The sequence below is a fragment of the Actinacidiphila alni genome, assembly GCF_900112845.1.
In the GTDB taxonomy this organism is placed as follows: Bacteria; Actinomycetota; Actinomycetes; order Streptomycetales; family Streptomycetaceae; genus Actinacidiphila; species Actinacidiphila alni.
Genome location: NZ_FONG01000005.1, coordinates 24523 through 43890 on the forward strand (window position 1 = coordinate 24523; position 19368 = coordinate 43890).

The following is a 19368-nucleotide window of genomic DNA, read 5'->3' on the forward strand; positions in this document are numbered from 1 at the left end:
CTAAACCTGCCCGTTTGGTCCAGCGATGTCCGCCGCGTGAGCGGCGGCAAAAGCTGCGAAAGCGGACCATTCGGCGGGTGCGAAAGTGAGGGTGGGTCCTTCCGGATCCTTGGAGTCCCGCACGTGGACGGCGGCCGGGTGGGCCGCGACCTCGACGCAGTCGCCGCCTTGGCTGCCGCTGTAGCTGGACTTGAACCACTTCAGTGGGGCGCTCATTACTCTCCTAGCAGCCGGTCCAACAGGCCCTTCGTTTCCTCGGGGTTGAGGGCCTGAGAGCGCAGCATCGCATATTTGCGAGCCAGGATGCTGACCCCGTCTGGGTCGTGAACCATCAGGCTGCCGCGCTGAGTTTCAGCGTAGGCGAGATGATCGTGGTCTGGTGTCTCCAACAGAACGAAGGGTCCGTCGAGCCCTGCGTGCGTGGTCCGGCCTAGTCGCAGGACCTGGATGGTGATGCCCGGTACGTCAGCACATTCGCGCAGGTGGCGCATTTGCCTGCGCCAGACGTCGTCGCCGCCGATCCGGTCCACCAGAGTGGCCTCAGAGATCACGAAACTGGCGGCTGGCGGGATCCTGCCCTGGAGGATCTCCTGCCGTTTCAGACGTGCGGTGACGCGGAACTCGATCTCTTCTTCGGTGAGCGTAGGGGTGTCGTCGCGGAACACGGCCCGCATGTACTCCTCGGTCTGGAGAAGGCCGGGCAGCACCTGGTTCTGGTACGAGCTGTATGCGAGAGCTTCGCGCTCCAACTCGATGAATTCCGCCGCGAAGGTCGGGATGGCCTCGTCCACCTCGGGGAGATTGCTGACCGAAACCTCCAAGGCGCCCTTGGTCTCAAGGATGCGGTCCAGCTCCTGGGCCATCGTCAGGGTGAGGGGACGCCGTCCCTGCTCCATCGACGCGAGCTTGCTCTCGCTGATGATGAGCGTCTGCGCCAGCTCCGCCTGGGTGTGGCCCGCCACGACGCGGAAATGGGCTAACAGCAACCCCAAAGCCTCGAAGGGACTCGGATTCTTCTTGTTCGGCGGACGCCGTTTGCGAGGTGCCATAGGACCGTAACTACCCCACTCCCACCCGACACGTATCGGCCGTTACCCGTACACCGCACGTGTACGAGTAACAGCTCTGGTATACCGCGATCACGCTGCGCGACGCTGAGCTTCATGAGCGAAGACGTCATCCACACCCACCACCGGGAGCGGTTCTACCGCAGGGAGCGGCGGTCGGTGCCGGCCGCGCGGGAGTTCGCGCGGGAAGCCCTCACCGAGTGGGGATACGGCAGCCGGGAGGACGAAGTCCTCCTCTGTGTCAGCGAGTTGGCGACGAACGCGCTGCTGCACGGGGTGCCGCCCGGGAGGGGGTTCCTGTTACTGCTGCGGCGCGACCTGGGCGGAGCCCTCCGCGTGGAGGTGCACGACAGTGGGGGCGGGCGGCCGCACATGGCGGAGGGGCCGGAGCGGGGCCGGGACCAGGCGGAGTGCGGGCGCGGGCTGGTGCTGGTGGACGCGCTGGCGGACAAGTGGGACGTGGCGGACCGCGATCCGGGCAAGATCGTGTGGTGCGAGTTCGCGGCCCGCTGACCGTAGGGTCAAGGCCGGGTCAGTCCCACCAGAAGGACCAGGTGTGGACGTCGAGCACGGCCTTGGCCGCGTATTCGCGCAGCGTCTCGTACGTGCCCTGGTCGATGTTGTCCGGGCAGAAGGCGTAGTGCTCGGCGGCGACGGCCTCGGCCTCCTCCTGGGTGCGCGGGGGAGCGGCGACGGTGAGGGTGAGCCGGTCGAAGGCGAGGGCGACGACGCGTATGCCGAAGCGGTCCTCCCAGGAGCGGAGGACGGCGCAGAGGCGGGCCGGGTCGTTCTCGTAGTTGAGGGGGCCGCTCCAGCCGAGCGCGGCCGGTATGTCGGCGCTGCGGCGGGCGTGCACGAGGGCGGCGTGCGGCTTCTCCAGCCAGTCGGTGGTGACGAGGTCGGCGGTGATCGCGGCGGCGGCCTCGTCGGGGTCGACGGCGGGCGCCAACGCCGTTGCCAGGCCGGGCCATTGGGTGCCGTAGGGCGCGAGGACGTCGTCCTCCTCGCCCTCCTCGGCCACGTCCTCCAGCAGGTCGGTCCAGAAGCCGGCCAGGACTTCCTCGGCGTCGTGGTCGCCGGGGTAGGACGTCAGATCCGGCATCAGGTCCCAGCCGGAGGGGCCCTTCGAATGCGGCGCTCCCGCCTCTATCAGCACCGGTTGGAGTCCCGCGGTGCGCGCGGGCAGCAGGCTCCGCCACGTATCGGCCGTCGCGGGGCCGTCCGCGTACCAGAGCAGCGGTTCGTGCCAGCGGCCCTCGTGCGTGGTGTCCACCAGGGAGCCGGGCGGCAGCCGCAGGTCGAGGGCCGCGCCGGTCGGGTCGGCCGCCAGGTGGGGCAGGGGGTTCGGGAGCATCGCCATGCCCCGAACTCTAGGGCCGGCCACTGACACTCGGGCTTCGCCGGCTCCGCCGTCGTACGCCCCGGACCGTGGGGACGGGATCCGGGGCGTACGGACGGTGCCGGGCCCGGCGGTCAGGCGCCGGGCCCCCCGAGTGCGTCAGCCGTCAGAGGCCCACGCCCAGGCCATGGGTGGTGTGCGTCGAGGGGGGCGTCGCTCGCACGGGCGCGGTGGCCGAGGCCGTACCCGTGACGGACGCGAGGGCAAGTATCGCGAGGGCCGCGACGGCGACGATCCGGGCGGACAACTTGCGCATGGCGTAACTCCTGTTGATCGTGTGGGGACGGGACGCCTCCATCCCTTCCACGCCCCTCCCGGTCCCGTATCCGCATATGCCAACTTTCGCCCGGTTGGGCGCCGGGGTGTGCGGTAGCTTCCCGTCATGACCTCACGCGACGCCGCCGTCTGGCCGCCCGAGCCGATACGTACCGAGCGCCTCGTCCTGCGCGTCGCCGAGGCGCGTGACCGGCCGCGGTGCATCGACCTGTCCGCCTCGCCGGAGGTCGGCACGTACGTCGGCGGCGCCCAGCCGCGCGAGGACCTGGAGCGGGCCGTGCCCGCCGTCCCCGGGCAGCGGCCCGGCTTCTTCGTCGTCGAACTCGACGGCACCATGATCGGCTGTGTCCAGCTGCTCGACCGGCGTCCCGCCGACCGGCCCGGCCACGTCCTGCCCGGCGGCGACGAAGCGGAACTCGGCTACATGTTCCTGCCCCACGCCTGGGGCCACGGCTACGCCCTCGAAGCCTGCACCGCCGCTCTCGCCTGGTACGACGCCACTTTCCCCGGCGAGCCCATCGTCCTCACCACCCAGCTCGCCAACGCCCCGTCCCTCCGCCTCGCCACCAAACTCGGCTTCACCGAGGCGGCCCGCTTCGAGGAATACGGCGCGGAGCAGTGGTTCGGCGTACGTCACCCGGTCCCGTAGGGCTGTGCCTCCCCGGCGCCGCGGCAGCGCGGTCATCGGGCGACGCGCACAATGAGCGCCATGATCCAGGTCTGCCTGAACGGTTCGCGGAACCGCGCCGAGTGTTCCCGTCTGCCCGTGACCGCCGAGGAGTTGGCCGCGGCGGCTCGTGAGGCCGTGGCCGCGGGCGCCGAGGACATCCATCTGCACCCCAAGGACCGCGACGGTCAGGACACGCTGGAAGCCGCCGCCGTCGCCGCCGCTGTGAACGCGGTACGGCGTGCTGTCCCCGGTGTCCCGGTCGGTGTCACGACCGGAGCGTGGGCCACGCCCGACCCGCGCGCCCGCGCGGCGCAGGTCCGGTCCTGGACCGTCCTGCCCGACCACGCTTCCGTGAACTGGCACGAGGACGGCGCCGCCGAGGTCGCCGCCGCCCTGCTGGACCGGGGGATCGGCGTCGAGGCCGGCATCTACTCCGGTACGTCCGCGGCGCGGCGCTTCCTGGACTGGTCCGGGTCCCGCCGGGTCCTGCGCGTGCTGGCCGAGGTCACCGAGACCTCGCCGCGGGACGCGCTCCGGGCGGCAGCCGGCCTGCTGGACGACCTCGGACCGGCGCTCGCGCCGATTCTCCTGCACGGTGAGGACGCCGCCGCGTGGCCCGTCCTGCGGCTCGCGGCCGCCCGCCGCCTGGACGCCCGCATCGGCCTTGAAGACGTGCTCCACCTCCCCGACGGCACCCCCGCCCCGGACAACGCCGCCCTCGTCCGCGCGGCCCACGACATTTGCCGGTGCCGGCCGCAGAACGCGCCGTAGCGGCCCCTCCACCCATCGACCGCCCGCGCGGCCGCCGCCTCGCTCCTCGCCGGCCAACCCTCCCCAGACCGGACGATCCCCGCGTGCGCGGGGAGCAGGCGTGACCGATCAGGTGCAGGGCGGTCCGTACGGGGCCATCCCCGCGTGCGCGGGGAGCAGTCGATCTTGGCGGTCGAGACTCCGCCGCCGTTGGGGCCATCCCTGCGTGCGCGGGGAGCAGGCGCCGACAGTTCGCTCCTCGCGCTCCCACTCGGGGCCATCCCTGCGTGCGCGGGGAGCAGATGACGGTGACGAAGGAGTCGGCCGTGCCGCCGGGGCCATCCCTGCGTGCGCGGGGAGCAGGCGGGCGTCCTACCGGGTCAAGGGCGTGGCCAGGGGCCATCCCTGCGTGCGCGGGGAGCAGACTGCTTGACCTGGGGGCATTGTGTCGCCACGGGCCGGGTGGAACCAACTTCGGAGGAAGCCGCAAAGGCGCAAATCCCGCACGGCGTCGACACATTGTGCCCCAGCGAACAGCGTACGGCCGATGGGGGAAGCGCCGGGCGCTTGCTCAAGAGCCGCGCTGGCGTCATCGCACGCTTGCATGTGAATCCACCCGTCCCGCCGGCAGCCGTCCTTCTGCGACGGGTCACGAGGACGTGGGGCAGCGTCAGCGTCATGGGCACGGCTCGCAACTGTCGCACAGGACCAGGGTGCCCTCCGCACCTGTCATCGGGCAGCACCCCGCAAGCGGACGAAGGTTGCTCGTCGGTGGCGTTGACCTCCGCTCCGGTCGCGGAGCCGATCCGCACCCCGGGGCCCTCCGGCAGCGGCACTGACGCCGGCACCGTCCGAGCCCGGCCTGCCCGGACCCGAGGAGATCCCGTGGCTATCGACGTCCTGGTCGTGGTGCTCCTGGGGCCGCTGATGCGCTGTCAGGGTGCCCGTCTCCGGGCGTATCGCCGCCGCGGGCGGCCGTAGCGCGTGGCGCGAGGCTTTACCGGGGCATGGGGCACGACCATTGACATGGCGTCAGCGAGAAGCGTTGACTCAGCGGTCGTGCAGGTCTGGCAACGTTGTCATCGCCACAAACAAGTCGCGGAGGCACTTTCGATGGTCCCCATGCGTCGCCCGGACAACCCTCCTCACACCCGCTCGCGCAGCGGCAGAAAGCTGCGACGGCTCGCCGTCGTGACCTCCCTCCTGGGCCTGGCGGCCCTGCCGCTCCAGTCGCTGGACAGCGCGATCGCCGCCTCGGCCCCACCCCTGGTCAAGGACCCCGCCGCGCTGGTGAATCCGCTGATCGGCACCTCGGGCGCGGTCAACACCTTCCCCGGCCCCGACATGCCGTTCGGCATGATGCAGTGGGGTCCGGACACCACGCCGCACCGCGCGCAGGGCGGCGGCTACGAGTACAACAGCACCAAGATCTCCGGCTTCAGCCTCACCCACGTCTCGGGCCCGGGCTGCGACGTCGCCGGTGACGTACCGATCCTGCCGGTCTCCGGCGCCCTGTCGGGCAACCTCTCCGACACCACGGCCGGCTTCAAGCACACCGACGAGACGGCGGCGCTCGGCTCGTACACGGTCAAGGACGCCGCCGGCGTCACGACGGAGCTGACCGACACCACCCGCGCGGGCCTGGGCCGCTTCACCTTCCCGGCGGGCGCGCCCGGCAATCTGCTGCTGAAGCTGAGCGGCGGCGCGACGCAGGTCGACGGCACGCGGGTGAAAGTGGTCAGCAACCGCGAGGTGAGCGGGTCCGTGGACTCCGGCCACTTCTGCGGCGCGGGCAACCGCTACACGCTGCACTTCGACATCAAGTTCAACCGGCCGTTCACCACCAGCGGTACGTGGGTCGGCGGCACGATCAACCCGAACGCCAAAGCCCTGACCGCCGGCCGTACGGCCGCGCCGAAGCAGGACACCTCGCAGGGCGCGGCGCTGCACGAGAAGCACTTCACGGTGCCGTCCTCGCCGTCGCCGGTCGTGCACCCGTCGGCGTCCGGTGCCAAGTCCGCCTCCAAGGAAGGGACTTCGGCGAAGAGCAACGCCGCCGCCCCCGTCACCGGCGCCAACGGCATGTATCTGACCTTCGACACCGCCTCCTCCACGGCGGTCACGGCGGCGGTCGGCATCTCGTACACCAGTGACGACAACGCCACCGCCAACCTCTCCAAGGAGATCAGCGGCTGGAACCTCGACAAGCTGAAGAAGGCGAGCGAGGACGCCTGGAACGACGTGCTCGGCCGCGTCGCGGTCGGCGGCGGCAGCCACGACCAGCAGGTGCAGTTCTACACCGCGCTCTACCACGCGCTGCTGCACCCGAACGTCTTCTCCGACGACAACGGCCAGTACATGGGCATGGACAACCAGGTCCACAAGCTGACGAAGGGTCAGAAGGCGCAGTACGCCAACTACTCGGGCTGGGACACCTACCGCTCGCAGACCCAGCTGATGGCGCTGGTCGCGCCGAAGCAGACCGGTGACGTCGTCACCTCGATGCTCAACGGCTACGACCAGACGGGTCTGTTGCCCAAGTGGGCGTCCAACAACGGTGAGAGCTACGTCATGGTCGGCGACCCGGGCGCCTCGATCATCGCCGACGCGTACGCCTTCGGGGCCACGAACTTCGACACCGCGCACGCGCTGGAGGCGATGGAGCACGAGGCCACCTCGCCCAACCAGGACCGGCCGGGCGAGGCCGTGCGCGACGCCAAGGGCTACCTCCCGCTGGACGAGAACGACTACGGCTGCTGCAACTTCTACGGCCCGGTCTCCACACAGCTGGAGTACGACAGCGCCGACTACGCGCTCGCGTCCTTCGCCAAGTCCCTGGGGAAGACGGCAGATTACAAGAAGTTCGCGACCCGCGCGCAGGACTGGATGAACGTCTTCAACCCGCAGACCGGTTACATGCAGGGCCGCAACAAGGACGGCAGCTTCGCCGGCGGCTTCACCCCGGGCACGTCCAACGGCTTCGTCGAGGGCACGTCGGCGCAGTACACGCCGATGGTCCCCTTCGACCTCCAGCAGCTCATCACCGCGCGCGGCGGCACGGACGCGTACGCGTCGTACCTGGACAGCCTGTTGAGCGATATCAGCGAGCCCGGCGGCACCAACGCCGACCTGTCCAACGAGCCGAGCCTGGAGATCCCCTGGGAGTACGACTACCTCGGGCAGCCGTGGAAGACGCAGGACGCGGTGCGGCAGGCGCAGACCAAGCTCTACTTCAACGCGCCCGTCGGGTCGTTCGGCAACGACGACCTGGGCGCGATGAGTTCGTGGTACGTGTGGTCGTCGCTGGGCATGTACCCGGAGACGCCCGGCACGGACACGCTCGCGCTCGGCAGCCCGGCCTTCCCCGTCGCCAAGGTCACCTTCGGCAACGGCAAGCAGGTCGCGATCAACGCCCCGCAGGCCGCGCCGGACGCGCCGTACGTGCAGGCGCTGGACGTCAAGGGCAAGGAGTACGGCAAGGCGTGGCTGACCTTCGGCCAGTTCAAGTCGGCCAAGACGCTGGACTTCGCGCTCTCCACGCGGCCGAGCACCTCGTGGGCGACCGGTGCCGACGCGGTGCCGCCGTCCGACACCACCGGCGGCGGGCGGGTGCTCGCGGCCACCGGGCCGAGCAGCGACGGGCTGATCGTCGCGCCCGGCGCGAGCGGTGAGGCGACGCTGAAGGTCACCAACCTCGGCGCCAAGGCCGTCACCGTGGACTGGACGGCGACCGCGCCGTCCGGCGTCACCCTCGGTACGTCCGCCGGGTCCGTGACCGTGCCGGCCTCCGCGACCGCGCAGGTCAAGGTGCCGGTGACGGCCGGGACGAAGGAGGGCACGTATTCGGTGGCCTTCGCGCTCACCGACCACACCAGTGGCGCGGCCGTCGGCAGCGCCACCTTGCGGGTGGCCGTCGCACAGCCCGGCGAACTGTGGCCGTACGAGACCAACGAGGGCGTGTACCCGGACGGTACGCACTTCTCCGGCGGCTTCGACGACGGCGGTTGGGCGTACTCGCAGAACGCCATGACCGCGGCCGGCGTGACCAGCGGCGGCAAGGTGACGGCGGACGGCATCACGTACGCCTGGCCGACGATCGGGTCCGGGCAGCCGGACAACCTGGAGGTCGGCGGGCAGACGATTCCGCAGCCGTCCGGCAGCAGCGGGGCCTTCCTCGGGCTGCTCGGCTCGGCCACCAACGCGCCGACCGACGGCAGCGGTGTCCCCGGCGACCTGACCGTCACGTACACCGACGGCAGCACCGCCAAGGCGACCGTGACCTTCGCGGACTGGACGCTCAACGGCGGTTCCAGCAAGCCGCTGCCGGGCAGCACGACGGCGGTCACGACCGATTACCGCAACACCGGGGACGGGGGCCGCGACAACGTCAAGGCGTACGTCTTCTCGGTGAAGGTGCCGATCGACCCGTCGAAGACGGTGGCGTCGCTGACGCTGCCGGTGACGGGTGCCTCCGGCACGGTGCATCTGTTCGCGATCGGGTACGGGAGCTGACGCTTCTTTCTGTTCCTGTGACAGGGGTGCCGTACGGCCCGGGTTCCGGCCCGGGCGGTGCGGCACTTCTTTACTGTCCGCTGAGGTGGCGGTGCAGGAATTCGGCCTGGTGGCGCAGGAGTTGGTCGCCGCCGGGTGCGGTGAAGGGGCGGTGGCCGACGCCCGGCAGCAGCAGCACCTCGTGCGGGCGGCCCGCCGCGAGGAGGGCGGCGGACATGCGCAGGGTGTGCGCGGGGTGCACATTGTCGTCGAGCAGGCCGTGTGCCAGCAGCAGCGGGCGGGTCAGCGCCGACGCCTCCCGTATCGGGGAGGCGTCCTCGTACCGCTCGGGGTACAGGTCGGGGTGGCCGAGGAAACGTTCGCGCCATTCGGCGTGGTAGAGCAGCGAGTCGGTGACGGCGGCGCCGGCGACGGCGGCGTGGAAGACGTCGGGGCGGCGCAGGACGGCGAGCATGGCGAGGGCGCCGCCGAAGGACCAGCCGCGGATCGCGACGCGGGTGAGGTCGAGGGCGTCGTGCAGGGCCGCCGCCTCGTGCAGCGCCGTGATCTGGTCCTCCAGGACCGGGCCGAACAAGTCGCCGTGCACCGCCCGTTCCCACTCCGGGCCGCGCCCCGGGGTGCCGCGGCCGTCCGCGACCAGCACCGCGAAGCCCTGCTCGGCGAACCACTGCGCCACCAGCGACCGCCAGTCCGGCTCGGCGGTCACGCGCTGGCGGGCGGCGCCGCCGTACGGGTCGAGCAGCACGGGCAGCTTCCCCCCGCGCTCCTGCCCGCTCGACGGCTCGTACCAGGACGGCAGGTGGAGGGTGGCGCGTATGTCGTGCGGTCCGAGCACGAGGGACGTCGTGCGCAGTTCCAGGACGGGGGTCTCGGCGCGGGACTCGATCGGTACGGGCGCCTCGGCCTGCCGCCGGACGGCGGCGTGGCCGCCGCTGAGGTGGACGAGGGTGCCGCCGCGGCGGACGCCGTCGTGCACACCGGGTTCGGTGGTGAGCCGCGTCAGGCCGGTGGCGGGGGCGTACGTGCACAGGTGGGTCTCGGTCGGGTCCTCGGAGGCGCTGAAGAGGATCTCGTCGTCGTCCGCGCTCAGCAGCGCGCGCAGCTGGAGTCCGGGCGGGGTGACCGGGACGCCGTTGACCGTCAGGTGGCGGGTGCCGCGCAGGTCGGCGTGGGCGAGGAGGGCGCCGTCGCGGGCGCGCGCGGGCAGGCCGGGGACCGGCTGCACCCAGCACGCGTCGCGCTGCTCGCACAGCGCGTGCGTACGGCCGTCGGCCGTGTCGACGGCCAGCATCCGAACCGTCCGCTGGTCGCGGGAGCGGACCGTGGCGTACGGGCCGTGCGCGTCCCAGCCGGCGTCCGCCAGATACGCGAACGCGCCGTGGTCCCAGCGGACTTCGGTCGCGCCGACCGCCGCGTCGGTGCCGGTGATCCACAGCGTCACCTCGGGCAGCGGGCCGCCCGCCGCCGCGTACCGCACCGCGCGGGGGCGCGCCGCGGGCTCGGCCGGGTCCGCGACGTACCAGAGCGGGACGGCCGCCGTGTCCTCCCGGGCGACCAGCAGCCGGGCGCCGTCCGGCGCCCACCAGAAGCCGGCCGTGCCGAAGCTCACGCCTTCCTCGCCAGGTGCGGGCTCCGCCACCGGGCGGTCCCCGGTGCCGTCCCACTCGATCACCCGCAGCGAATCGCCGCCGGATATGTAGGCGATGCGCTCGCCCGACGGATCGGGGCACGCCTCGCTCACCGGCTCCCGCGCCGCCAGCCGCCGCGCCCGCCCGCCGCTCACCTCCACCGTCCACAGCTCCCCGCCCACCACGAGCGCGACCCGTCGTACGGCCCGGTCCGCGGCGTACGCTCCCGCGCCGTCCCAGCGCGCCAGCAGCCTTTCCCTCCCCTCCGTCACGTCCAGCGCCCACAACCCACCGGCCGGATCGTCCCCGTCCCGGCTCCGCCCGTACACCACCGTCCGCCCCCCGGGCCCCACCACGAACCCCCCGGGCACCCCCAGCCCGAACCCGCGCGTCCGCACCAACTGCTCCGGAAAACCCTCGACGAACCCCATGCCCTGTCCCTGCCCGGGAGGCCGCGGATCAAACGGGTGTTCGAATAAATTCCCCCGTGCGGCCGCGCCCGCCGGGAAGGGCGGTACGGCCGGGCGATGAGTTCGCGGGCCCGGAACGGTCTGCCCCGGTAACGAAAGAGTCGCCACAAGGAGGACTGCACAGTGACCGCACACATGGGCAAGGTGACCTGCGATCTCTCGATCTCCGTCGACGGGTACTCGGCCGGGCTCAACCAGTCCGAGCAGCGTCCGTTCGGCGACGACGCCGGCGACGGCTGGGGCGACAGGCTGCACGGCTGGATGTTCGAAACCCCGGAGCGGCGGCAGGCCGAGCTCGACCGGCTGACACTGGCCGGCGCCTTCATCATGGGGCGCAACATGTTCGGCCCCGTACGCGGCGCGTGGGATCGGCAGTGGAAGGGGTGGTGGGGGGACAATCCGCCCTATCACGCACCGGTCTTCGTGCTCACCCACCACCCGCGCGACCCGCAACCGATGGACGGCGGCACCACGTTCCACTTCGTCACCGACGGCATCGAATCCGCGCTGCGACAGGCCCGCGAGGCGGCAGGCGGCCGCAACGTGTCGGTCCACGGGGGTGCGACCACCGTCAACCAGTACCTCGCCGCGGGTCTGATCGACGAACTGCGGCTGCACATTGTGCCGTTCACGCTCGGCGCCGGCACGCGGCTGTTCGACGGCGTGCCCTCACTCAATCTCGAACAGGTGGAGTCGCGAGCGGCGGACTCGGTCACACACGTGACTTACCGCGTGCTGTCCTGAGCGACGGCGGTGCCGCGCACCACTGCGGCACCGCGCGCCGGTCCTGAGTCGGTGATTGCGGTGAACTCGCTTAAGGGAAAGGGCTATTCGCCCGAGACCCAGAGTTCGCTCGCGCTGTTGATGATGAAGGACTGCACGGGGCAGCCGGAGGGCCGGGACATGCGCAGTTCCGGGAAACGCTCGAAGAGGATGCGCAGCGCGATGTCGCCTTCCAGCCGGGCCAGGCCGGCGCCGATGCAGAAATGCGGGCCGTTGCCGAAGGAGAGCTGGCGGGTGTTGGGGCGGCCGACGTCGAAGGTGTCGGCGTCGGGGAACTGCTGGGCGTCGCGGCCGGCCGCCGCGTAGGAGGCGAGCAGCGCCTCGCCGCGCCGGATCACCACGTCGCCGACGGGGATGTCCTCGATGGCGTAACGCAGCGGGAAGTGGCCGACCGGGCAGTCGTAGCGCACGACTTCCTCGATGACCGAGTCCCAGCCGACCTCGCCGGACCGCGCGCGGGCCAGCTGCGCGGGGTTGTGGAGCAGCGCGCGTACCGCGTTGGTGATGAGGTTGACGGTGGTCTCGTGGCCGCCCACCAGCACGGTGAGCATGACGACCACGATCTCGTCCTCGCTGAGCTTGTCGCCCTCCTCGGAGGCGGCGATCAGCGCGCTGGTCAGGTCGTCCCCGGGGTTCTTCCGCTTGGTCGCGGCGGCCTCGGCGAGCAGGCCGAGGAGCTGGTCCTGGGCGACCTGCGTCTGGTTGCCCTTGGCCGCGGGATGGCTGGTGAGGACGGCGTCGGACAGTGCGCGCAGCCGCTCGCCGTCCATCGGGGGCAGGCCGAGCAGCTCGGCGATCACCTTGACCGGCAGCGGCAGCGCGTAGTCCTCGCGCAGGTCGAACTCGCCGCCGCGTTCGGCCGCGGCGTCCAGCAGTTGGTGCGCCAGCTCCTCGATGCGGGGGCGCATGGCGGCGGTGCGGCGGGGCGTCATGGCCTGTCCCGCCAGGGCGCGCAGCCGGCGGTGCTCGGCGCCGTCCCGGGTGAGGATGCCGGGCAGGCTGACGAAGTTCTCCAGCGGCCACTTGTCGGGCAGCCGGCCCTCGGTGTTGCGCGGCCACTGCCGCGGGTCCTTGGACACCCGCGGGTCGACGAGGAGTTGGCGGAGCGTCTCGTGGTGGGTGACCGCCCAGGCCGGAACGCCGCCGGGGAGTTCCACCAGCGCGACCGGACCGGCCGCCCGCAGGCGTACGTTCTCCTCGTGCTGGTTCTGGCCGAAGTGGTCGAACGATAATGGGGTCAGAGTTTCCGAGGTTTTCATGCCCGGCACCATAACAACGGCTCTCGGGCAATAAAAGATGCCCTGAAGGGCAATACGCGGAACGCGACTGTCACGCCATGGACGCGCGGCCCGGAGGCGGTTCTTCCGAATGCGGATATCGGAGCCGAGGTGCTCTCCCGCGCCTTTTCGATCTTAGGGGGAGTGGCTGATTCACGTGGTCGACCACGGGAATTCGGACGTGTTCCTTAATTCGTCCCGCGGTTCGCCTCGCGGATTGTCGGACGTGTTCCTTAATGGGTTCGAGCGGCGACGTTCGCGGATTAAATACGTGGCGGGCGCGGCGCCGTACGCAGCAGCATGGCCCTATGAGCGATGACCGTACGAGGGAGCGGTGGACCCGGGCGACCGTCTATCCCGACATGTGGACGGACCCGGACGACGACCCGCGCGAGAACGACGGGCCGAGCCCGGAGGGCGAGGCGGCCACCCTGCTCGACTATCTGACCAGCTACCGCATGACGCTGCGGATGAAGTGCGAGGGCCTGGACGCCGAGCAGTTGGCGCGCCGTTCGGTGCCGCCGTCGACGATGTCGCTGCTCGGCCTGGTCCGTCACCTGGCCGAGGTCGAACGCGACTGGCGCAATTGGCTCACCGACGGCGAGCCGGAGCCGAAGATCTACGGGGTCCGCGACGCGGACTTCGACGGCGCCGTCGCCGACCCGGCCGTGGTCGCCGCCTCCTACGCCGACCTGGAGCGCGAACAGGCCGCCACGGACGCGGTGTTGGCCGCCCACCCCGACCTGGGGGAGCGGGTCGGCAAGGACGAGGTGGCGATCCGCGACCTGCTCGTGCACCGGATCGAGGAGTACGCCCGGCACTGCGGGCACGCCGATCTGCTGCGGGAGTGCGTGGACGGGCGGGTCGGGCAGTAACTCCCCCGGTCACGGCCGTAGTTGCGGCCGGTCGGCGTGGCCGTCAGGCGGGGACCTGTGCGAGCAGGGCGCGGGTCTCCGCCACCACGCGGTCGTCGAACTCCGGCTCGTGGACGAGCGCCGACCCGCGCATCGGCCTGCCCTTCTCGTCGTAGTAGACGCCGGTGCCGGTGGGGCGGTCGCCGCCGTCGGTCAGGATGCGGGCGATGACGCGGCCCGCGGTCCCGGGCGTGCTCCAGTACTTGATGAACGGCGCGAGCGGCGCCAGCACGAACCGGCCCAGCAGCCGCAGCGCCAGGTTGCTGTCGCGGCCGAGGCCGGTGCCGGGGTTGAAGCCGGGCTCGACCCCGTTGATCCGCAGCCGGGGCAGCTCGCGGGAGAAGGCGAGGACCGTCGCGAGCGAGCACTGCTTGGACGTGGCATAGGCGTCGCCGCCGGGCAGCTTGGAGCCGCCGGGCTCCCACTCGCCGCGCGCGCTCGCCTCGGCGGAGACGTAGCGGCCACCGCGGAAACCGGCCATCACGGCGGGCTTGCGCGTCGGGTCCTCGACGCCGGAGCAGACGAAGAGCACCTGGGCGCCGTCCGGCAGATGCGGGGCGAGTGCCTCGGTGAGGGCGAACGGGCCGAGGTGGTTGGTGGCGAAGGTGGTGTCCCAGCCGAGGGAGTTGGTGGTCGGGGCGACCTGTGCGATGCCGGCGTTGTTGAGCAGGCCGGCGATCGGCAGGCCGAGCGTGACGATCTCCGCGGCGGCGCGCCGTACGCTCGCCGGTTCCGCGAGGTCACAGACGACGGCCACGGCCGTGCCGCCGCGGCGCTCGATGACCTCGCGGACCTCGGCGAGCCGGTCGGCGCTGCGGCCGACCAGGACGACGGTGCCGTGCTCGGCCAGTTCCAGCGCGGCGCGGCGGCCGATGCCGGAGGTCGGCCCGGTGACGATGTACGCGGCCGGCGCGGGCGTGCCGGTGCCGCCGGGGCGGGGGGTGCGGGCGGTGGGGGACATGGGCGGGTCGCTCCTCGGGGTGCGGGTGGGTGGGTGCGTCTGCGTGTCTGTGCGTCTGTGCGTGGGTGAGTGGATGGGTGGGCCGGTTGATGTCTGACTAGTCAGTCATTCATGGTCGTGGGCCGGTGCTCGGGCTCCCCGGGGGCCGGGGCGGAGCGGGGTGGAGGTGTCAGCCGCCGAAGATGCGCCAGAGCGCGTCGAAGCCGGACCGGCCGTGCGTCTCGGCGTTCTCCGGGTCCTTGAGGGCGTAGTCGATCGTGGCCTCGGCGAGGGCGTTGGCGAGCGTGATGACGAAGGCGAGCGGTGCGTCCTTGAGCGGGCCGTTCTCCCGGCCGCGCTCCATGATCACGGCGACCCCGGCCATGGCGCGGCTCGCCGTCTCGTGCGTGGCGGTGGTGATCTCGTCGGAGACCTGGAGCTGTGCGAGGGCCCGGCGTTTGTCGGGCTGGGTGATCGCCCAGCGCAGCCAGCCGGTCCACATGTGGAGCAGCTGCTCGCGCGGGCCGGCGCCGTCGGGCAGGCCGCCGAGGGCGGCGGCGCCCATGTCCGACTTCAGCTCCAGGTAGAGGTGGTTGAAGAGGTCGGCCTTGGTGTCGAAGTAGGTGAACAGCGAGCCGTTGGAGACGCCCGCCTCCTTGGCGATGGCCGCCGTCGCCGCGCCCAGCCCTTGGGCGGCGACGATCCGCGTCGCGGCGGACATGATCGCGGCGCGCTTGTCGTCACTCCTGGGGCGGGGCATGCGTCGAGTATGTAGGAGAGTGTTCAGTCAGTCAACTTCGGGAGGGGCCGGGACCGACTCGCCCCGACCCCCGCCTGTGCGGCCCGCCCGCGCAGCCCGGCCGGCGCCGCCCGTGCGGCCCGGCTCAGAGCCGCTCGGGCGTGTGGATGCCGAGCAGGGTCAGGCCCTGCCGCAGCGTCCGGGCGGTGAGGTCGCAGAGGAAGAGCCTGTTCTCCACCTCGGCCGGGCTCTCCGCCTTCAGCACCGGGCACTGCTCGTAGAAGGTCGCGAAGGCCGACGCCACGGCGAAGAGATACGCGGCCAGCTTGTGCGGCTCGTACGTCTCCACCGTGGAGTCCAGCGTCTCCGCGAACTCGTCGAGCAGCAGCCCGAGCGCCCGCTCGGCCGGGGCCAGCGGCAGCTCCGGGTGCGGCACCGGCTTCGCGTCGCCCGCGCGCCGGAAGATCGACCGGATCCGGGCGTAGGAGTACTGGATGTAGACGCTCGTGTCGCCGTTGAGCGAGACCATCCGGTCCAGGTCGAAGACGTAGTCCCGGCCGAGCGAGGTCGACAGGTCCGCGTACTTCACCGCGCCGATGCCGACCTCGGCACCCCGCTCGGCGATCTCCGCGTCCGTCAGCTCGCCCTTGACGTCCTTCTCCCGCACGACCGCCGTGGCCCGCTCGACGGCCTCGTCCAGCAGGTCCTCCAGCTTCACGCTCTCGCCCGCCCGGGTCTTGAACGGCTTGCCGTCCTTGCCCAGCACGGTGCCGAACGGGATGTGCTTGACCGCCACGTCGTCGGTGAGCCAGCCCGCCCGCCGGGCGGTCTCGAAGACCATCCGGAAGTGCAGCGCCTGCCGGGCGTCCACGACGTAGAGCAGCGTGGTGGCGTGCAGATTCTGTGTCCGGTCCCGGACCGCGGACAGGTCGGTCGCCGGGTAGCCGAAGCCGCCGTCGGACTTGCGGACGATCAGCGGGACCGGCTCGCCGTCCTTGCCCTTGATGTCGTCGAAGAACACGCACAGCGCGCCGTCCGACCGCACCGCGACACCGGACTTCTCCAGCAGGTCGCTGGTCTCCACCAGCATGTCGTTGTACCCCGACTCACCGACGACGTTCTCGTCCTCGATCTCGATGTCGAGCTTGTCGTAGACGGAGTGGAAGTAGATCAGCGACTCGTCCACCAGCCACTGCCAGATCCGCAGCGTCTCCTCGTCGCCCGCCTGGAGCTGCACCAGCCGCTTGCGCGACCGGTCCTTGAACTCCTCGTCGGAGTCGAACAGTGTCCGCGCCGACTTGTAGAGCCGGTCGAGCCGAGACATCGACGCCTCGCCGGCCTCCGCGCTGTCCGCCGCCCGCGGGGTGCTCTCCAGCTCGGCCGGGTGCTCCATCAGATACTGCACGAGCATGCCGAACTGGGTGCCCCAGTCACCGATGTGGTGCCGCGGGATCACCTTCTCGCCGTTGAACCGCAGGATCCGCACGATCGCGTCGCCGATCACCGAGGACCGCAGGTGCCCGACGTGCATCTCCTTGGCGACGTTCGGCTGCGCGTAGTCGATGACGGTGATGCCCGGGTGCTCGGCGAAGGGCACGCCGAGCCGGTCGTCGGCGGCCCGCAGCGCGAGATTGCCGGTGATCGCCCGGTCGGTGACCGAGATGTTCAGGAAGCCGGGCCCGGACACCTCGATCTCGCCGATCAGGCCCTCGGGGCCGTCGGCGGGCAGCTCGGCGAGCACGGCCGCGGCCAGCTCCCGCGGGTTGGCCTTGGCCCGCTTGGCGAGGCCCAGCACGCCGTTGGCCTGGAAGTCGGCCCGGTCGCTTCGGCGCAGCAGCGGGTCGGCACCGTCGGCCGACGGCACGGCGGCCGCGAGGGCGGCCGAGACGCGCTGCTGGAGTGAAGCGGAGAGGGAGGTGACCGAGGCCATGGTGTGCCGTTCCGTGTGTCGTGGATAGCGGGGACCGCCGTGCGTGGCGGCCGGATGCCAGTGTCCCACGGGCGGCCGGTCGGGCCGCGCGGGTTTTCCACAGGCCGGGCACAGGCCGGGGGTTTTCCGTGGTTTTCCACAGGCCGCGTTATCCGCTGGCGAGCGGGCCCCGGATGTCTGGGAGAATCGACGGCGAAGGACAGCCCCCCAGAACCCCAGGAAGAAGAGGACCGTGGCTGAGAGCACCGAGGCCGACTGGGTCTCCCGTTTCGCGGACGACGTCATCGCCGAGTCGGAGCGCCGCGCACCCGGGAAACCCGTTGTCGTCGCGTCCGGGCTCAGCCCCTCGGGCCCGATCCACCTCGGCAATCTGCGCGAGGTGATGACGCCCCACCTCGTCGCCGACGAGATCCGCCGCCGCGGCCACGAGGTGCGGCACCTGATCTCCTGGGACGACTACGACCGGTATCGCAAGGTCCCGGCCGGCGTCCCCGGCATCGACGACTCCTGGGCCGAGCACATCGGCAAGCCGCTGACGTCCGTGCCCGCCCCCGCGGGGTCGCCGTACCCGAACTGGGCCGAGCACTTCAAGGCGCGGATGGCCGGCGCGCTCACCGAGCTGGGCGTCGAGTACGACGGCATCAGCCAGACGGCGCAGTACACCGCGGGCGCCTACCGCGAGCAGGTCCTGCACGCGGTCCGGCACCGGGCCGAGATCGACGCGATCCTCGACCAGTACCGGACGAAGAAGGACCCGGCCAAGGCGGGCAAGGGCGGCGCCAAGCAGTCCCAGAAGCCGGTGGACGCCGCCGAGCTGGAGGCCGCCGAGGGCTCGGGCGCGGCGGCCGAGGACGACGGCAGCGGCTCCGGCGTCGGCTATTTCCCGTACAAGCCGTACTGCGCGCGGTGCGGCAAGGACCTCACCACGGTCACGGCGTACGACGACGAGACCACCGAGCTGACGTACACATGCGCGTGCGGTCACGGCGAGACGGTCCGGCTGGAGGAGTTCGACCGCGGCAAGCTGGTGTGGAAGGTCGACTGGCCCATGCGCTGGGCCTACGAGGGCGTGATCTTCGAGCCGTCCGGTGTCGACCACTCCTCGCCCGGCTCGTCCTTCCAGGTCGGCGGGCAGATCGTCGGCCCGATCTTCGGCGGCAAGCAGCCGATCGGCCCGATGTACGCCTTCGTCGGTATCTCCGGCATGGCCAAGATGTCGTCCTCCAAGGGCGGTGTCCCGGTCCCGGCGGACGCGCTGCGGATCATGGAACCGCAGATCCTGCGCTGGCTCTACGCCCGCCGCCGCCCCAACCAGTCCTTCAAGATCGCCTTCGACCAGGAGATCCAGCGGCTCTACGACGAGTGGGACGCGCTGGAGCGGAAGGTCGCCGAGGGCACCGCGCTCCCGGCCGACCTGGCCGCGCACGGCCGGGCGGCCAGGACCGCCGCGGGCGAGCTGCCGCGTACGCCCCGGCCGCTGCCGTACCGCACCCTGGCGTCGGTCGCGGACATCACCGCTGGCGCGGAGGCGCAGACGCTGCGCATCCTGTCCGAGCTGGACCCGGAACGGCCGATCGGTTCGCTGGACGAGGTGCGCCCGCGTCTTGACCGGGCCGAGGCGTGGATCACCACGCAGGTGCCCGCCGAGCAGCGCACCGTCGTGCGGGCCGAGCCGGACACGGCGCGGCTGGCGGCGCTCGGCGCGGACGAGCTGGCCGGGCTGAAGCTGCTCACCGACGGCCTGGACGCGCACTGGTCGCTGGACGGGCTGACCACGCTGGTCTACGCGGTGCCGAAGGTGCTGGCCGGTCTTGAGCCGGACGCCAAGCCGACGCCGGAACTGAAGGTCGCCCAGCGGTCGTTCTTCGCGCTGCTCTACGAGCTGCTGGTCGGCCGGGACACCGGCCCCCGGCTGCCGACGCTGCTGCTCGCCGTCGGCGCGGACCGGGTGCGGACGCTGCTCGGCGCCGGGGCCTGACGGCCAGCACGTACTAGCATCGACAGGGCCGGGGC

Annotated in this window: 16 protein-coding genes and 1 CRISPR repeat array; of the genes, 7 read left to right on the top strand and 9 right to left on the bottom strand. The window is 71.6% G+C overall.

What is annotated here, in order from left to right; all coding sequences use genetic code 11:
* Both BM076_RS09875 and BM076_RS09880 read right to left on the bottom strand, forming a co-directional pair.
* Entirely contained in the window at positions 1 to 216 is a 216-nt protein-coding gene (locus BM076_RS09875; protein WP_093713068.1) for a DUF397 domain-containing protein, read from the bottom strand.
* Positions 216 to 1049, bottom strand: a complete 834-nt coding sequence (locus BM076_RS09880) for a helix-turn-helix domain-containing protein (RefSeq protein ID WP_093713069.1) — start codon at positions 1047 to 1049, stop codon at positions 216 to 218. The genes BM076_RS09875 and BM076_RS09880 overlap by 1 nt, the downstream gene beginning before the upstream one ends.
* A 114-nt stretch (positions 1050 to 1163) precedes the next feature.
* Between BM076_RS09880 and BM076_RS09885 the strand changes: the two genes are divergently transcribed.
* Positions 1164 to 1580: an ATP-binding protein gene (locus tag BM076_RS09885; RefSeq protein WP_093713070.1), complete on the top strand. Its 417-nt coding sequence runs from the start codon at positions 1164 to 1166 to the stop codon at positions 1578 to 1580.
* Positions 1581 to 1599: 19 nt separating this feature from the next.
* On the opposite strand, the gene BM076_RS09890 is transcribed toward BM076_RS09885, so the two are convergent.
* Positions 1600 to 2427, bottom strand: coding sequence for a DUF4253 domain-containing protein (locus tag BM076_RS09890; RefSeq protein WP_093713071.1), 828 nt, complete (start codon positions 2425 to 2427; stop codon positions 1600 to 1602).
* A gap of 145 nt (positions 2428 to 2572) precedes the next feature.
* On the bottom strand, positions 2573 to 2722 hold the full coding sequence (locus tag BM076_RS36535) for a hypothetical protein (RefSeq protein ID WP_177246395.1): 150 nt from the start codon (positions 2720 to 2722) through the stop codon (positions 2573 to 2575).
* Positions 2723 to 2848: 126 nt separating this feature from the next.
* Between BM076_RS36535 and BM076_RS09900 the strand changes: the two genes are divergently transcribed.
* The 3 genes from BM076_RS09900 to BM076_RS09910 all read left to right on the top strand — a co-directional run bounded on the left by BM076_RS09900 (position 2849) and on the right by BM076_RS09910 (position 8674).
* Positions 2849 to 3391, top strand: coding sequence for a GNAT family N-acetyltransferase (locus BM076_RS09900; RefSeq protein WP_093713073.1), 543 nt, complete (start codon positions 2849 to 2851; stop codon positions 3389 to 3391).
* A gap of 60 nt (positions 3392 to 3451) precedes the next feature.
* Complete coding sequence (locus tag BM076_RS09905) at positions 3452 to 4183, top strand: 3-keto-5-aminohexanoate cleavage protein (RefSeq protein WP_093713074.1); 732 nt, start codon at positions 3452 to 3454, stop codon at positions 4181 to 4183.
* A 69-nt stretch (positions 4184 to 4252) separates the two neighbouring features.
* Positions 4253 to 4586: a CRISPR direct-repeat array (repeat unit 29 nt; unit sequence GGGGCCATCCCTGCGTGCGCGGGGAGCAG).
* Between the two features lie 698 nt (positions 4587 to 5284).
* Positions 5285 to 8674, top strand: coding sequence for a lectin (locus BM076_RS09910; RefSeq protein WP_093713376.1), 3390 nt, complete (start codon positions 5285 to 5287; stop codon positions 8672 to 8674).
* A gap of 70 nt (positions 8675 to 8744) precedes the next feature.
* Here BM076_RS09910 and BM076_RS09915 read toward each other — a convergent pair whose 3' ends face one another.
* Positions 8745 to 10733 (bottom strand): S9 family peptidase, encoded by a 1989-nt coding sequence (locus BM076_RS09915; protein ID WP_093713075.1) that lies wholly within the window; start codon positions 10731 to 10733, stop codon positions 8745 to 8747.
* A 174-nt stretch (positions 10734 to 10907) separates the two neighbouring features.
* On the opposite strand from BM076_RS09915, the gene BM076_RS09920 reads away from it, so the two are divergent.
* Entirely contained in the window at positions 10908 to 11516 is a 609-nt protein-coding gene (locus BM076_RS09920) for a dihydrofolate reductase family protein (protein WP_245795934.1), read from the top strand.
* Positions 11517 to 11599: 83 nt separating this feature from the next.
* Here BM076_RS09920 and BM076_RS09925 read toward each other — a convergent pair whose 3' ends face one another.
* On the bottom strand, positions 11600 to 12814 hold the full coding sequence (locus BM076_RS09925) for a cytochrome P450 family protein (protein ID WP_093713377.1): 1215 nt from the start codon (positions 12812 to 12814) through the stop codon (positions 11600 to 11602).
* 326 nt (positions 12815 to 13140) lie between these two features.
* Between BM076_RS09925 and BM076_RS09930 the strand changes: the two genes are divergently transcribed.
* The gene (locus tag BM076_RS09930; RefSeq protein ID WP_093713077.1) at positions 13141 to 13707 is read left to right on the top strand and encodes a DinB family protein; all 567 of its coding nucleotides are present in this window, start codon (positions 13141 to 13143) and stop codon (positions 13705 to 13707) included.
* 43 nt (positions 13708 to 13750) lie between these two features.
* On the opposite strand, the gene BM076_RS09935 is transcribed toward BM076_RS09930, so the two are convergent.
* The 3 genes from BM076_RS09935 to argS all read right to left on the bottom strand — a co-directional run bounded on the left by BM076_RS09935 (position 13751) and on the right by argS (position 17355).
* On the bottom strand, positions 13751 to 14707 hold the full coding sequence (locus BM076_RS09935) for an SDR family NAD(P)-dependent oxidoreductase (protein WP_093713078.1): 957 nt from the start codon (positions 14705 to 14707) through the stop codon (positions 13751 to 13753).
* 169 nt (positions 14708 to 14876) lie between these two features.
* The gene (locus tag BM076_RS09940) at positions 14877 to 15446 is read right to left on the bottom strand and encodes a TetR/AcrR family transcriptional regulator (RefSeq protein WP_093713079.1); all 570 of its coding nucleotides are present in this window, start codon (positions 15444 to 15446) and stop codon (positions 14877 to 14879) included.
* 124 nt (positions 15447 to 15570) lie between these two features.
* The gene (gene argS, locus BM076_RS09945) at positions 15571 to 17355 is read right to left on the bottom strand and encodes an arginine--tRNA ligase (protein WP_093713080.1); all 1785 of its coding nucleotides are present in this window, start codon (positions 17353 to 17355) and stop codon (positions 15571 to 15573) included.
* Between the two features lie 232 nt (positions 17356 to 17587).
* Here argS and lysS point away from each other — a divergent pair, with 232 nt between their 5' ends.
* On the top strand, positions 17588 to 19333 hold the full coding sequence (lysS, locus tag BM076_RS09950; protein WP_093713081.1) for a lysine--tRNA ligase: 1746 nt from the start codon (positions 17588 to 17590) through the stop codon (positions 19331 to 19333).
* The last annotated feature ends 35 nt before the right edge of the window (positions 19334 to 19368 follow it).